Annotated in this window: 13 protein-coding genes and 1 pseudogene; 8 read left to right on the top strand and 6 right to left on the bottom strand. The window is 51.2% G+C overall.

The features are described 5' to 3' along the window. Positions 1 to 5 precede the first annotated feature (5 nt). The gene (locus NBE99_RS08420; protein ID WP_250681651.1) at positions 6 to 680 is read left to right on the top strand and encodes a GUN4 domain-containing protein; all 675 of its coding nucleotides are present in this window, start codon (positions 6 to 8) and stop codon (positions 678 to 680) included. Positions 681 to 765: 85 nt separating this feature from the next. Here the strand turns inward: NBE99_RS08420 and clpX are convergent, their stop codons facing one another. The 3 genes from clpX to tig form a co-directional block, all read right to left on the bottom strand. Then, the gene (gene clpX, locus NBE99_RS08415) at positions 766 to 2,088 is read right to left on the bottom strand and encodes an ATP-dependent protease ATP-binding subunit ClpX (protein WP_250681650.1); all 1,323 of its coding nucleotides are present in this window, start codon (positions 2,086 to 2,088) and stop codon (positions 766 to 768) included. 32 nt (positions 2,089 to 2,120) lie between these two features. Continuing rightward, a complete protein-coding gene (clpP, locus tag NBE99_RS08410) occupies positions 2,121 to 2,810 on the bottom strand; it encodes an ATP-dependent Clp endopeptidase proteolytic subunit ClpP (protein ID WP_149819305.1) in 690 nt (229 codons plus the stop codon). Positions 2,811 to 2,894: 84 nt separating this feature from the next. After that, the gene (tig, locus tag NBE99_RS08405; RefSeq protein WP_250681649.1) at positions 2,895 to 4,370 is read right to left on the bottom strand and encodes a trigger factor; all 1,476 of its coding nucleotides are present in this window, start codon (positions 4,368 to 4,370) and stop codon (positions 2,895 to 2,897) included. A 260-nt stretch (positions 4,371 to 4,630) separates the two neighbouring features. On the opposite strand from tig, the gene NBE99_RS08400 reads away from it, so the two are divergent. Together NBE99_RS08400 and gltX are read left to right on the top strand one after the other, a co-directional pair. Beyond that, positions 4,631 to 6,730, top strand: a complete 2,100-nt coding sequence (locus NBE99_RS08400; protein WP_250681648.1) for a TIGR00300 family protein — start codon at positions 4,631 to 4,633, stop codon at positions 6,728 to 6,730. A gap of 58 nt (positions 6,731 to 6,788) precedes the next feature. Continuing rightward, positions 6,789 to 8,246, top strand: coding sequence for a glutamate--tRNA ligase (gene gltX, locus NBE99_RS08395; protein WP_250681647.1), 1,458 nt, complete (start codon positions 6,789 to 6,791; stop codon positions 8,244 to 8,246). Here gltX and NBE99_RS08390 read toward each other — a convergent pair. After that, positions 8,243 to 8,668, bottom strand: a complete 426-nt coding sequence (locus NBE99_RS08390; protein WP_250681646.1) for a pentapeptide repeat-containing protein — start codon at positions 8,666 to 8,668, stop codon at positions 8,243 to 8,245. The two genes, gltX and NBE99_RS08390, sit on opposite strands and share 4 nt — an antisense overlap. Positions 8,669 to 8,855: 187 nt before the next feature. Then, positions 8,856 to 9,323, bottom strand: a complete 468-nt coding sequence (locus NBE99_RS08385) for a hypothetical protein (protein WP_250681645.1) — start codon at positions 9,321 to 9,323, stop codon at positions 8,856 to 8,858. Between the two features lie 493 nt (positions 9,324 to 9,816). On the opposite strand from NBE99_RS08385, the pseudogene NBE99_RS13340 reads away from it, so the two are divergent. Together NBE99_RS13340 and lepB are read left to right on the top strand one after the other, a co-directional pair. Then, positions 9,817 to 10,115: pseudogene (locus NBE99_RS13340) on the top strand (phosphoadenosine phosphosulfate reductase); the annotation flags it as partial. 1,188 nt (positions 10,116 to 11,303) lie between these two features. Beyond that, entirely contained in the window at positions 11,304 to 11,873 is a 570-nt protein-coding gene (gene lepB, locus NBE99_RS08380; protein WP_250681644.1) for a signal peptidase I, read from the top strand. Here lepB and NBE99_RS08375 read toward each other — a convergent pair. Continuing rightward, entirely contained in the window at positions 11,870 to 12,190 is a 321-nt protein-coding gene (locus NBE99_RS08375) for a hypothetical protein (RefSeq protein WP_250681643.1), read from the bottom strand. The genes lepB and NBE99_RS08375 overlap by 4 nt on opposite strands. A gap of 424 nt (positions 12,191 to 12,614) precedes the next feature. On the opposite strand from NBE99_RS08375, the gene NBE99_RS08370 reads away from it, so the two are divergent. From NBE99_RS08370 to NBE99_RS08360, 3 genes are read left to right on the top strand one after another with little or no spacing between them, the layout of a single operon-like run. Continuing rightward, entirely contained in the window at positions 12,615 to 13,448 is an 834-nt protein-coding gene (locus tag NBE99_RS08370; RefSeq protein ID WP_250681642.1) for a DUF975 family protein, read from the top strand. A gap of 4 nt (positions 13,449 to 13,452) precedes the next feature. Next, a complete protein-coding gene (locus NBE99_RS08365; protein WP_250681641.1) occupies positions 13,453 to 14,778 on the top strand; it encodes an aspartate aminotransferase family protein in 1,326 nt (441 codons plus the stop codon). Positions 14,779 to 14,826: 48 nt separating this feature from the next. Beyond that, positions 14,827 to 15,135, top strand: a complete 309-nt coding sequence (locus NBE99_RS08360; RefSeq protein WP_250681640.1) for a hypothetical protein — start codon at positions 14,827 to 14,829, stop codon at positions 15,133 to 15,135. Positions 15,136 to 15,165: the final 30 nt, after the last annotated feature.

Genomic DNA, 15,165 nt, shown 5'->3' with positions numbered 1-15,165 from the left:
GCACCATGGCGACTCCAGCCCGTTCTTCTAGCTCAATTCCTCAGCCAAGACTACGGCGACGACAGTTTATTCGCTTCTTAGGGTGGGGTAGCTTTAGCAGTGTTGCGGTGTCCTGTGCCTCAGCGCCTCCTGCAACAAATCAGTCCCTAGCGCCGACACCTCCAGCCTTAGCAGACTACAGCAACTTAGAAAAACTACTGCAACAGCAACAGTGGCTAGCAGCCAATGCCGAAACGGCTTTCATCGTGTCGGAAGTAGAGCGGCAGGTCAGAACCCTCCAAAGTGGGCCGGCGCTTAATGAGCCACTCTCGCCAACATTTTTCAGTATCAAACTGGCACGTGTTCCCTGTGATGTCCTGAAGGAGATTGATCAGCGTTGGCTGAAGTACAGTCAGGGACGATTTGGCTTGAGCGTGCAAGCCAAGATTTGGCAGACCGTTGGCCGACCAACAACAGGTGCTGAGTTAGCGAAGTGGAACGCCTTTGGCGATCGCCTCGGCTGGCGATCGAGTGGCCGCTGGCTAACCTACAACCGTCTTAAACCCTCGCCGACCACCCATCAGGGAACGTTGCCCTACTTTGGGGAGTGGTTTGGCCAACTGATTCTCAATCTAAATGTACAGGGCATTGAGCCATACTTAGTCTCTTTGTACAGCTATGTGGAAAGGTGTGGACTGTAGGGTTCGACGGCCATGATGTTAGATCTCCCTTGCTCGACTAGTTTTGCTCTGTAGATCACCGCTTCCAAGGGCGATCGCCCTTCCCCTAGGCAGAAAGGGTAGGCAGGGAGGAGGGATGCAGAAGTAGCTCCGCCGTTGAACGTTTTTCCACCATTTCGGGTGTGATGATACATTCGCGCAGATCTTTGCGGGAGGGCAGTTCGTACATCACGTCCAGCATAATCTCTTCGACAATGGCGCGCAGGGCACGGGCACCGGTTTTACGACGGTAGGCCTCTTGGGCAATCGCCTCCACCGCCGCCGGTTCAAAGCGCAGCTCCACACTGTCCATGCGCATGAGTTTTTGGTACTGCTTCAGGAGCGCATTTTGAGGTTGGGTGAGAATTTCTGCCAAGGCAGCCACATCCAGCGGCTCTAACACGGCAACCACGGGAATACGGCCAATGAACTCTGGAATCATGCCGTACTTCACCAGATCGTGGGGTTCCAGTTGCTTGAGAATATCCGCAGAGCGTTTTTCCTTGGGGAGGGGTTCGCCATCGCGGACAAAGCCCATTGCTTTTTTGCCCACCCGCTGCTCAATGGTCTTTTCTAAACCAACAAAGGCACCCCCACAGATAAAGAGGATGTTTGTCGTGTCAATTTGAATGCAGTCTTGGTAGGGATGCTTGCGACCCCCCTGAGGCGGCACATTGGCGATCGTCCCCTCCAGCATCTTCAGTAGCGCCTGCTGTACCCCTTCCCCGGAAACATCACGGGTAATTGAGGGGTTTTCACTTTTGCGGGCAATTTTATCAATCTCATCAATATAGATAATTCCCCGTTGTGCTTCCTCCACATCCATATTGGCAGTTTGCAGCAAGCGCAGCAGAATATTTTCCACGTCTTCCCCCACATAGCCGGCTTCCGTGAGGGTGGTGGCATCGGCGACAGCAAAGGGAACATCGAGGAGCTTCGCCAATGTCTGAGCCAAGAGGGTTTTGCCAGAACCCGTCGGACCAATGAGGAGAATATTGGACTTTTGCAGTTCTACGTTATCATCGCCCAGTTGATCGCCATCCAAGAGACTCAGGCGCTTGTAGTGGTTATAGACCGCAACCGAGAGGATTTTCTTAGCTTCGTGCTGTCCGACCACGTGCTTATCAAGAAATTCCTTGATTTGCCGAGGCTTGGGTACCTGACTGAGGGGACGACTGCGGGGTGTGCTACGGGGCGATCGCGACGGTGTGGAGTCTCGACGGGGAGCCGCCGCATTGGGAACAGTGGCCAATTCCTCATCGAGGATTTCATTACACAGTTCTACGCATTCATCACAAATATAGACCCCAGGGCCCGCGATGAGCTTACGCACCTGTTCCTGTAACTTACCACAAAAGGAGCACTTGAGGTGGGTATCATATTTGGCCATAGGGAACCTCTAGGGTTGCACGTAGGGTGTACTTAGTGGCTAGGGAGGGTCTGCCGCGTCACCACCTGATCAATCAGACCATAGGCCTTGGCCTCTTCAGCGGACATAAAGAAATCCCGCTCCGTATCAGCTTCAATGCGCTCGATGGGTTGCCCCGTGTGCTGTGACAAGAGTTCATTGAGCTTGCGCTTGTGGTAAAGAATTTCCCGTGCTTGGATTTCAATATCCACCGCCTGACCTTGGGCCCCTCCGAGGGGCTGGTGAATCATGATCCGAGCATGGGGCAGCGCCATCCGTTTGCCGGGGGTACCGCCAGACAGTAGGAAGGCACCCATACTCGCCGCCAAGCCAAAGCAGAGGGTACACACATCAGGGCGAATGTGCTTCATTGTGTCGTAGATGGCCATGCCGGCTGTAACCGAGCCACCCGGTGAGTTGATGTACAGGTAAATGTCTTTCTCCGGATCCTCGGCATCAAGGAATAGAAGCTGCGCCACGATGGAGTCAGCAACCGCATCATCAATGCCTCGGCGATCCCCCGCACCCCCACCTAGGAAGATGATCCGCTCGCGGAGAAGCCGCGAATAAATGTCAAAGGCTCGTTCACCCCGCCCCGACTGCTCAACCACCATCGGCACAATATTGGCATGGGTAGGCGGCAGGTTGAGCGCTGGAGAGCGCAGAATGGCACTGAGGGGATGGTCGTAACGCGATTGCAGCATAGTTGCCTAGAATGACGGTTCGTTTGTAATTAATTGTAACTAGCGGTTTGGTTCCGTAGGGATCACCACTTTCATTATGCCGAACTATTCTTGGGATGGGACAGAACTTTCTTTTTTCCCAGAGCGTTTTGAAGGCTTCGCTGTTTTTTCGACCGTGGTCTCAGGTTCCACGGGAGTCTCTTTTGGCGCTTCAGCAGTTGCTGTGGGCTGATCAGTGGTGGGGGCGGACTTGGTTGGCTGAAATGTATTTTGCTCTAGGAGCCAGTTGAGGGCTTCCTCCTGCTGCACTTCATCGTGGGCAAATTCGCGGAGTCGTTCCAGATCCTTGGCTGTTTGGTTACCCAACGCCTCTTTATAGCGGTTCAGCCGTTCCTCAATTGCGTCGGGGCTGGGTTCAATGCCCTCTTGACGAGCGATCGTCCTCAACAATAAACGGGAGTGCACCTCCTTAGCAGCCCCTGGCTCTGCCTCTTGACGCATTTTTTCGTAGAGTTCCTCGGTCATGATCTTGTTGAGATCAATGCCTTGGGACTGAATTTGCATCAGCGTTGTCCGCACCTTCACATCTGCTTCTTTACGGATCAGGGTTTTTGGCAATTCAACTGGATTTTGGGCAATGAGAGTATCAATGAGGGCAGCTTCTTTGGCCTTCTTATCTTGGTTTTCAGCTCGCTCCTGATGATTTTGCTCCAAATAAGCCCGCAATTCTGCCATCGTGCTGAATTCACTGTGCTCAGCGGCAAAGGCATCGTCTAGGGGGGGCAGTTCCGGTGCTTTAATCCCTAAAAGTTCAATCTCAGCGGTCAATTGTTTGGGGGTCTCTGCTTTCCCCTCCTTTGCTTCCTCGGCAACAGACACCGTCACCGTTTTCGCTTCACCGACACTCATGCCGACAACAGCAGCAGGAATCTCCTTGAGCAAAAAGGGTTGCTCTTCATCGAGGGACAGGGGCAGTTCATCTGCTGAGAGTTCCTTCACCACCTCCCCATGTTCATCTTTGGTGACCAGTTTTAGGGTGACATCATCGCCCCACTGAGCTGGCCGGTCTTCGACGGGAATGAGGGTGGCATGCTCCCGTTGGTGCCGCTGCAAGAGCTTCTCGACAGTTTCGGGATTGTAGGTGACGGGATTGTACTCAATGGTTAGCCCTTTGTAGGCTGTGACTGTCACTTCTGGGTCGACATCAAACGTGACGCTGAAAGAAAAGTTGTCGCCGGGCTGAAATTGGTTCAGTAACTCTGTAATGTCCCCTTGGAGTTCGAGGTTACCTAGATAGGGGATATTGTTCTTTTCGACGGCGGCTTTGACGGTATCCTCAATCAGTTTTTCCATGGCCACATAGCGCAGCCGCTCTTTGCCAATTTGCTGTAAGACAAGCTGCCGAGGGGCTTTGCCCTTGCGAAATCCGGGCAACTGTGTCTGGCGAAGGAGATCATTGACCACTTGGTTATACACCTGTTGGGAGTGCGCCCCCGAAACCTCAATCGTGGCGAGCAGTTGGCTATTGGAGCGCGGTTCAGTAGTGATGGAAATGAGATCAGTCACGTCAGTCAAGGTCATTCCCCTTCGCAGATGCGGTTAGTAGTAGTGTCAGTTCGGTGTGCGCGATCGCGCAAATTATAATTTTAGCGCAGATTTCCCCTGCTCTTTGCAAATAGAGTTGCCCCTAAAAGCCAACGGCAACGGGTGTAATGTCAAGGTTTGATAACAAAAGCAATCGTCAGGATCCCCACTGCCTATAGAATAAAAGTTTGTGATGGGTGCCGTGTAGCCCACACCTAACTGTTTTCACAAATTGCAACGATTTCTAAACAACCTCTATGAGTTCAACCCTGCGATTCCTCATGTGCCCTCCCACCCATTATGAGGTGGACTATGTGATCAATCCTTGGATGGAGGGAAATATCCACAAGTCCTCCCGCGATCGGGCACAGGAGCAGTGGGAAAAACTCTACGAAATTATCCATGCTCGGGCGACGGTTGACTTGATTGAGCCGCAGCCGGGCTGGCCGGATATGGTGTTTACGGCGAATGCAGGCTTGGTGCTGGGCGATCGCGTGGTGCTCAGTCGCTTTTATCACCCAGAACGCCAAGGGGAAGAACCTTATTTCAAAGCGTGGTTTGAATCTCAGGGGTATCAAGTTTTTGAGCTACCCAAGCAACTCCCCTTTGAGGGAGCCGGGGATGCCCTTTTGGATCGCGAAGGTCGCTGGCTGTGGGCGGGGTATGGCTTCCGTTCAGAATTGGATTCCCATGCCTATTTGGCGAAGTGGCTGGATATTGAAGTCCTCTCCCTGAGGCTCATGGATGAGCGCTTCTACCACCTTGACACGTGTTTTTGTCCGCTGACGGACGGCTACTTGCTTTACTATCCTCCCGCTTTTGATGCCTATTCCAACCGCCTCATTGAACTGCGGGTACCAGCGGATAAACGAATTGCCGTTAAAGAGGCTGATGCGGTTAACTTTGCCTGCAATGCGGTTAATATTGATCGCACAGTGATTCTCAACCGTGCCAGCCAAGAACTCAAATCAGCCCTTGCCCAAGTGGGCTTTGAGGTGGTGGAGACGCCCCTGACCGAATTTCTCAAAGCGGGGGGTGCGGCCAAATGCTTGACCTTGCGGGTGACCGAACCGGTGCGCGAAGAACTCCATGCACCGGCAACGCTGCCTAGCCGAGTCATTCATCTGGAGGGACACCTCCTCGACTCTGGCCTTGTAAACCGTGTCCTAGACACGATTGTGGAAAGTGGTGGCAGTTTCCAAGTCCTGCAATTTAATCTTGGCGAACAACGGCAAAGTCCCTCCCAAGCGGATATTCGCGTCATGGCGCCCGATGCTGAGGTGATGGATGCGATTATGGCGCAGTTGATCACCCTCGGTGCAATTCTGCCGCCGTCGGAAGTTTGCGATGCCACCCTTGAACCTGTAACGCAGGCGGGCGTTGCTCCGGATGACTTTTATGTAACGACCATTTACCCCACAGAGGTGCGGGTTCAGGGCGAGTGGGTTCGCGTGCAAAACCAACGCATGGATGGGGCGATTGTCGTGCGCTCAACGCCGGAAGGCACGGTGGCGGAGTGTCGCATCCTGCGAGATTTAGAGGTGGGCGATCGCGTGGTTGTGGGCGTCGAGGGCATCCGCACGATTCGCAAAACGGAAAGCCAGCGCAATACCCAAGAGTTCACCTTTATGGGATCGGGGGTTTCCAGTGAGCGGCGGGTGGAACTCGTCGTGGAGCAAATTGCTTGGGAACTACGGCGTATCCGCGATCAGGGGGGCAAAGTGATTGTGGTGGCCGGACCAGTAGTTATCCACACGGGCGGTGGTGAGCATTTAGCCAAGCTGATCCGTGAAGGCTATGTCCAAGGACTCCTCGGCGGCAATGCGATCGCTGTGCACGATATGGAGCAGGCGATCATGGGCACCTCCTTGGGGGTGGATATGCAACGGGGCGTCCCTGTGCGGGGCGGCCACCGTCACCACTTGAAAGTGATCAACATGATTCGCCGCTGTGGCAGCATCGCCAACGCAGTGGCTCAGGGCATTCTCACCAGTGGCGTGATGTACGAGTGCGTCAAGAATAATGTGCCCTTTGTCCTTGCAGGGTCAATCCGCGATGATGGCCCCCTGCCCGATACAATCATGGATTTAATTGTGGCGCAGCGGGAGTATGCCCGCCTGATTCAGGGGGCCAATATGATTTTGATGCTCTCGTCAATGCTGCACTCCATTGGGGTGGGCAATATGACGCCAGCGGGAGTGAAGCTCGTCTGTGTGGATATTAACCCAGCGGTCGTCACCAAACTCGCTGATCGCGGCTCTGTGGAATCTGTGGGCGTGGTCACCGACGTGGGACTATTCCTCAGCCTGATGGTGCAGCAGTTGGAGCGGCTGAATCGCCCCTATACCCTTGCCTAAAAGGCCTACAGCCAATGGGGTAGGATCAAAAGGGCAATTTTTGTATTCGAGGTCAGCAGTGACAGTTCGTGTTCGTTTAGCGCCGAGTCCGACAGGCAATCTGCACATTGGGACTGCCCGTACCGCTGTGTTCAACTGGCTTTACGCCCGCCATTGGCGAGGAAAATTTATTCTGCGGATTGAGGATACCGATCGCGAGCGCTCGCGACCTGAATATACCGAGAATATCCTTGAGGGCTTGCAATGGCTGGGGCTGACGTGGGATGAAGGTCCTTATTTTCAGAGCGATCGCCTTGATCTGTACCGCCAAGCGATTCAAACCCTCTTGGACAAGGGACTAGCCTACTACTGCTACTGCACCCCCGAAGAACTCGATGCCCTGCGGGCCGAACAAAAAGCCAAGGGTCTAGCCCCGCGTTACGACAACCGTCACCGCCATTTGACCCCAGAGGAACAAGCGGCCTTTGATGCGGCAGGGCGCACGCCTGTGATTCGCTTCAAAATTGAGGACGATCGCCAGATTGAATGGCAGGATTTGGTGCGGGGTCGGGTCTGTTGGCAAGGGGCTGATCTCGGCGGCGATATGGTAATTGCGCGGGCAGCCCCCCGCGGTGAAATTGGTTATCCCCTGTATAACTTGGTGGTGGTGGTGGATGACATTGCCATGGGTATTACCGATGTCATTCGCGGCGAGGATCACATTGGCAACACACCCAAGCAAATTTTGCTCTACGAAGCGCTGGGAGCCCCCCCCCCTAACTTTGCCCATACTCCCTTAATTCTCAATTCAGCGGGGCAAAAACTCTCAAAACGGGATGGGGTTACCTCCATTTCTGACTTTCGAGCCATGGGGTATCTAGCGCCAGCCTTGGTTAACTATATGACACTGCTTGGATGGTCGCCCCCTGAGGGCATGGGTGAACTCTTTACCCTAGATCTGGCGGCCAAGCACTTTAGCTTTGAGCGGATTAACAAAGCAGGCGCTCGCTTTGACTGGGACAAGCTCAATTGGCTCAATCGTCAGTACATTCAACAACTAGAGCCAGAAGAACTTTTGGCGGAACTTATTCCCTTGTGGCAGGGGGCAGGCTATGCCTTTGATGAGGGAGGCGATCGCCCTTGGTTGCTTGACCTTGTCCAACTCCTTCAACCCGGTCTCAACACCCTCAAGGAGGCTATTGATCAAGGGGCGGTTTTCTTTGTATCCAGTGTCACCTTTGATTCTGAAGCAATGGCTCAACTGAGCCAGCCCCAAAGTGCAACCATTCTGGCCTACCTACTAGAACATCTACCCTCAGAACCGACGCTCACTGTGGAGATGGGGCAACACTTGATTCAACAGGCCACCAAAGCCGCAGGGGTGAAAAAAGGGGCAACGATGCGATCCCTGCGTGCTGCTCTCACAGGTGCTGTCCATGGTCCTGATTTAATGGCCACATGGCAAATTCTCCACCAACGGGGCTGGGATCAACCGCGACTTGCAGCAGCATTGAAACAGGCACAGGTTACTTCCTAGGGGCTAGGGGGGCGATCGAAGATCGTTTGTCTTAAATTAGCCCCACTCAAATTTGCGCGATCGAGATCTGCCCCCTTCAGATTTGCAGCCGTTAAATCAACATCAATCATATTGGCGCCTTTCATGACGGCATTCTCTAGATTGGCACCGCTAAGGTTGGCATTCACGAGGTTAGTCAGGGTCAGGCGGGTTCCCACCAGTTGTGCCCCTGCCAAATTGGCATTGACCAAAATCGCTAGGTAGAGACTGGCACGGTTCAAGTTTGCCCTTTCCAAATTGGCGCCAAAGAGATTCGCACCCGCCAGATAGGCGCCCTCCAAATTGGCACCCGCTAAATTCGCCTTAAACAAATTGGCATCCATCAGGTTCGCACCCCGCAGATCACAGTTGGGACATTGGCGCGTTTCCAAGAGTTGGCGCACATGAGCAGGATTTTCAGCGTTAGCAACTGCTGGTACAACCAATGGTAGGAGGACTAAAGAAAATGCTCCTGCTGGTAGGTTCACTAAAAAACTTGTTAAGCGTTGCATGACTGTCAGTGACTGTTCTGATGACGGTTTGCAATCCCGTATTTTAGAAAAGGGCTGTACAGAGGCGACCCCTCGCCGATTAAGACGAGGGCAAATCAAAGAGTAATAATTTTGCCAGCAGTCCCAGCGTTGCCACCAATAGGGTTACCAAGAAGCCCCACAGCCTCGCATCCGTGCCCGCCTGTCGCTTAGCAATGTCCTGCAATGTGGACTCTACCGTATCAATCCGCTGCCCTAACTGTATCTCTATAGAATTGATCCGCTGTTCTAGCTTAGCCTCCACAGCGTTAATGCGCTGCTCCAGTTTGGCTTCTACAGCATTGATCCGCTGCTCTAGCTTTGCTTCTACGGCATCAATTTTGTCCTCCAGCCGCTTCAGCTTTTCATCCATGAGGTTGAAGCGCTCTGTTGTGGTGGCAATGTGGATATCTAATTTTTTGTCCATCGCCTGAATGGTGGCTTGCATCGCCCGCATATCGGCTTGCATCCCTTGGATGGCATCTAGGACTTGACTGAGTTCAGAGCGGGTGGCGGGTTCGGTCATCATTCGCCCCTCAAGGTCAGGAGGACTAGGATACAAGGTCTTGCTATCAATCTAACCTAGGCGATCGCCCCAACCCACAAAGCAAGTTTGATACCAGCTCTTTGTGACATTTACAGAAAGCTCTAAAGAACTGCAAGGAGCAACCGAAGACTTTAAAGAAAACTCCCTCTCCTCCTGCAAATCTTGCAAGCGGTCGTTGGTAGCCGCAAGCGGCTGCACTACTTTTGTCAAGACAAGAGTCGCTAGGGACAGCTTACGCTCACGGGACATCACGCGAACATAATGAACTGGCTGCCGAATGTCGTGCCTGTGTTTGCCCCTGAAGTGAATCCAATTCAGCAGCATTGGCATGGCAGTTGTCTGAGACGCTGGAGGCACTGCATCAAAAGCTGCCATCCGTATTGTCGCAAATAACAGCGGGGGTGGTTCGCTCTTTGACAGGCTGGTCATTCATTACACAGCCTCTATTAGACCTATCTTCAAACTGAATTGGTATAATGTTAAGCTAGTTTTCCCATTCAAAGAGCGAGGTAAAGATGCTATTCTCAGATTGCTTGAAGAGAGCAGTATTGCCTTACCAGCTTACTATCGCTGGCGCAGTCGATCGGGTTGCTATTTTTGCTTCTTTCAGTGTAAGTACGAATAGCACAAAAGTATCCTGACCTTTTCCAGAAGGCAATCGAATAGGAACAAAATCATCGAGATGGTAGAACCCATACTTGGACTTAAGGGGAAACATTATTGGAGTTAATAGAGCGAACGGATCAAGTTATTGCTAGCTATGAAAAGGTTATGGTGTGCTCAGTCCAGCAAAAGAATTAGTCCAAACCAAAGTTGTGTAACTTCTGCAGTTCCCTGACCAAGTGCTTCAGATTACTTCAGTTACTACAAGGCAATTGTAATCTTAGTCTTATTCCATCTCAAGCTTTTCCACAAGATTAACTTTCTATGGATAGTCCATACAGTCTGCCTAATTCTGAAAGCTTAGATATCGTTACTTTTTCGAGACTGCTTGATGACACTACAAATTCCTGTATATTCCTCTTTTTTCTCTCAATATTAGACATTCTAAGTAGTCGCTTTTTTGAGGTAACTTCACCAATTAGCTTAAAAGATTTGGCTATTGAGATGTTGGTCAATGCTTGGTATTCTCATTCAATAGTTAGACTATCCTTCGGATTGTAAGATATGGTTACTGAGAAACTAAAGTCTCTAAATTTAAGTTCTGATAACTTACCATTAAAAATTAAAAATACAGAAAGTAATAAAATTATTATTCGTGAAGCAATAAAAAGTAAAAATATTGATGAAAAGCTTACTAGATATGTACCCTTTCGGTTGATACGACTCTTCTTTAGAGAATTGAGTGGATTGTAAAGATCAGCAAGTTAACCGAGAAGTAAAAAATTAGCAGAGAGATTATTTGAGGAGTGTAAACTTCTGTATAAATTTAGTCAGAATAACACAGTAATCCTAATTCATCGTGAATGGTCTTCTTATATTCAAAATTTGCCTTGGTCTTTTGTGGCTCATAATCATCTTTAGAATTTAATTCCAGTTCCTAAGAGCGTTAATTCTTCTAAATCAGATAATATTCCTGATGATATTTATTTTGAGAAGTTTATTAAAACACAGCATACAGGATACAGGACTTGTTATTTCCTATAATCATGGCTCTTAAAAGAAATGGAATAACCATATTGAATTATATTTAGTCGATTTAAGTTTTTATAACAAAGAAGAATTATTAAACTTTGAAAGGCTCAACAGACAATACAAAATAAAATTTATGCCTTTGATTGCTGTAGCAGTTAGCCAAGGATTTAAGTCTAATTGGAGATATCTTTAAACTCGTCTCGATCCAGAAATTTTGAAAGATAGTTTAGAAGGTTAGAAAAAAGGTAGCAGGGCTGTATTCCTTCCTCCAAAAGAGAACTGAAACTAGTACCATAAAAATGTTGGTTTCTCTAAATCTGCCCTTATATGTCTGCTTCGGCAACGAATTCCCCTTCCCGCTGGCGATCGCTACGCAATAATGCCCTGTTGATTGGGGTAGCTGTGCTGATTACGGTGCTGATTCGCATTTTTGTGGCCGAGTCGCGCTTTATTCCCTCAGAGTCTATGGAGCCAACGCTTTGGCCGGGCGATCGCATTGTGGTGGAAAAGATCACCTATCGCCAGCGATCGCCCCAGCCGGGGGATATTGTTGTTTTCTATACTCCACCCCTCTTGCAGACCCTTGGTTATCGCGCCGACCAAGCCCTAATTAAACGAGTGATTGCCACCGCCGGGGATACAGTTGCCGTGCATGATGGCCAAGTTTGGGTCAACGATCGCCCCCTTGAAGAACCCTACATTGCTGAGCCACCCGTTTATACGCTCTCCCCAGTGAGAGTGCCAGAGAATATGCTCTTTGTCATGGGGGATAACCGCAACCACAGCAACGACTCCCACATCTGGGGATTTTTGCCCCTTGAGAATGTTATTGGTCGGGCGATCGCCTGCTATTGGCCCCTCAACCATGCGGGTAAAATTTCGTCCCCGGCTGCCTAATAGGTGACCAGCCGCATCAGTGTTGGGTTGGCATCCTCCACCAGTCCCCATTCAGCGGGCAACGGCACCACTTGTCCCACAGGGGTTGTTTGCGTTGCTTGGACGCAATCGGTCTGTAAGCTGTAGTGCCCATTTCGCAGGCTCGACGGTTGGGCAGGGCGGCTGACTTGACAGGTTTTAATGACCGTTGCTCCCACCTGTAGCGTACTATGGGTTTGGCTGTGAGCCAAGGGTGTCCCGCCGGAAAACACGGCTAACAAACTCAAGGCGATCGTCGCGACAAGAGACTGCCGCCAAAACTGCATACTGAACATCATTCCCCCGCCTTCTCTTTATCGAGAAGTCATTGACGAAATCGCTTGTAAAAATTCCTTAGATTCCTTCCCCCACTTTTGGAAACGTGAGGCTTTGAGTCTTGAACGGTGAATACTAAGCTAAGGTATTAACTGCGAAGAAGTAATAAGAAAATACAAGGAGCTGTTTAGAGTTGTAGGGGACTCACGTCGCTTTCCCTACGCTTTTATTGTAGTCTTTATAACCAAATCTAGTTACGATCCTGTACAAAAGTTCATAATTGAGTCTTAAATACAAGCCTTCTCCGATGGATTGAACACACTCAACATAATGACTACAGGAAAGACTTGTATCCCATGTTTTAGAAAAGTGAAGAAGTGACACATTGACAATTGGCGCAGCCCCAAGCGATCGCTAGGCTAAAGGCAAACCCTTGGAACCGCCATTATGTACAGTGAGTCAGAACATACTCCCCAAGCGATCGCCAACCGCTCCTATCAAGTACGGATTGGTCAATACCTCAATGAGGGCTGGCAAATTTTCAGCACCCAACCCGCTGCCTACATTGGTTTTCTCATTCTGGCAACCATCATCAATGGTATGCTCAACAATATTCCGGGGGCTGGCCCGATTGTTAGCACGATTTTGGCAGGCCTCTTTGCCGCAGGCTACTACTTTTTCAGCTTTCGGATTGCCCGCAACCAAAGACCCGAATTTAGCAACTTCTTTAATGCGTTCAAAAACAACTACTTTTTGCCCATCTTTTTGACGAACTTGATCATTGGTTTGATTACGAATGTGTTTGTGATCAGTGCCAGCATTCTATTCATGATTGCGGGGTTGCCCTTCTTTCAAAGCATATTAGAGCAGGCGGCGGCTGAAGCAACGGAACCCGATGCCGACTTAGAACAACTGCTAGCGTTACTGGAGCAGCTTCCCTCTGTGCCAGATGCCCTTACCCCCGTTTTAATCTTGGCGGGTGCCATCCTGCTGCTGCCGGGGGTTTACTTTGGGGTAGCCTATATGTTTGCTGTGCCTTTGGTGGTGGAACACCGGTTTGACGTGTGGCCAGCCCTAGAAACGAGTCGCCGCTTGGTCTCCCGTGATTGGTGGAGCTTCTTTTTCCTCAATGTGTCAATTATTTTCTTCAATACTTTGGGCTTTTGCCTTTGCTGTGTGGGGATGCTGGTGACTATTCCTTGGAGTAGTTGTGTCATTGTGGCGGCCTACCGCGATATTATTGGCCTCATGCCCACCACTGACAATACCAACCAGTTTTAGTCCGATGACGCTGCCCACCCTTGTGGATCTCAACCTCGACCCCTTTTGGATGCCCTTTACGGCAAACCGCCAGTTCAAGCAAAGTCCTCGGCTCCTTGTTTCAGCAGCGGGGATGTACTACAGGAGTATTGATGGCCGTGAGATTCTCGATGCCACGGCTGGGTTATGGTGTGTCAATGCTGGGCACTGTCGTCCGGAAATCGTGAGTGCGATCGCCCAACAGGCGGGAACACTGGATTTTGCGCCGACGTTTCAAATGGGACATCCGGGACCATTTCAGGTGGCCGATCGCCTGCGTGCCATTACCCCTGACCCTCTCAACCATGTTTTTTTTGCCAATTCTGGCTCTGAGGCAGTGGATACAGCGTTGAAAATTGCCCTTGCCTACCATCGGCTGCGGGGGGAAGGGACACGGCAACGGCTCATTGGTCGCGAGCGGGGCTATCACGGGGTCGGCTTTGGTGGAATTTCGGTGGGGGGAATTGCTCCCAATCGCAAGTTCTTTGGTTCTCTCTTGGCAGGGGTGGATCATCTGCCCCACACCCACAACCTTGAGCACAATGCCTTCAGCAAGGGACAACCCGCTTGGGGAGCACATTTAGCTGATGAGCTAGAACGCTTAGTGGCGCTCCATGATGCCTCGACGATCGCGGCAGTAATTGTCGAACCCCTCGCTGGCTCTACGGGGGTATTGATTCCGCCCCAAGGATACTTGGAACGCCTGCGTGCCATTTGCGATCGCCACGGCATTTTACTCATCTTTGATGAGGTAATCACGGGCTTTGGCCGTCTCGGTGCCCCCTTTGCCAGTCAGTACTTTGGTGTCACCCCCGATCTCATTACCGTTGCCAAGGGTCTGACGAATGCGGCGGTGCCCATGGGAGCCGTCATTGTCCGTGATGAGATTTACGACACCTTCATGCAAGGGCCAGTGGGGCAAATTGAGTTTTTCCATGGCTACACCTATTCAGGACATCCCTTGGCTTGTGCCGCCGCCTTGGCCACCTTAGAGATTTATGAAAAAGAAGCCCTATTTGAGCGGGCTGCTTCCCTTGCACCCTATTGGCAGGAGGCCGTCCACAGCCTACGCGGCCTTCCCCATATCATTGATATTCGCAACTTGGGCTTGGTGGCTGGGATTGAATTAGCCCCACGGCAGGGTCAGGCGGGAGTACGGGGGTATGATGCCCTCTGTCGGGCTTTTGAGGCGGGGCTGCTGATTCGGGTGACTGGCGATATTATTGCCCTCTCGCCACCGCTGATTGTGGAGCGATCGCACATTGACCAAATGGTGGAAATCTTGAGTCGTGTTCTACGGGAACTTCCCTAGGCACCGCAGCGTCAGAATCAGAGGATCACTCTCTCCTTGGAGGCTTCTATGTTACGCTTCCTGCCGTTGACTGTCAGTAGCTTAGTCACACTGCTGGCGATCGCTCTCCCCAGTCGTGCCGCCTATCCCCTCTTTCCTAATCAGCCGGGTGTTGATGTCTTTTTTCCGGGGCTAGAGTCTTTTGGGCGGCCACGGACACCGCAGTATGCTCCCTACACTCCCGTCATTTACCGTCCGCCGGGGCAATCCCAAACCTATATTATTGTGCCGGTGCCCTATCCCCCTCGCCCGGTGATTTACCAGCCCCTCTACTACCCCTATTACCCCTACCCGTGCCACCCATTCCGTTGTAAATAGAAGATCCATGTGCTGGGGAGATGCCTGAGG

Origin of the sequence: Thermosynechococcus sp. HN-54, assembly GCF_023650955.1 — a bacterium.
In the GTDB taxonomy this organism is placed as follows: domain Bacteria; phylum Cyanobacteriota; class Cyanobacteriia; order Thermosynechococcales; family Thermosynechococcaceae; genus Thermosynechococcus.
Note: the sequence above shows the minus strand (reverse complement) of the source record. Positions and strands in the feature narration are given on the sequence as shown.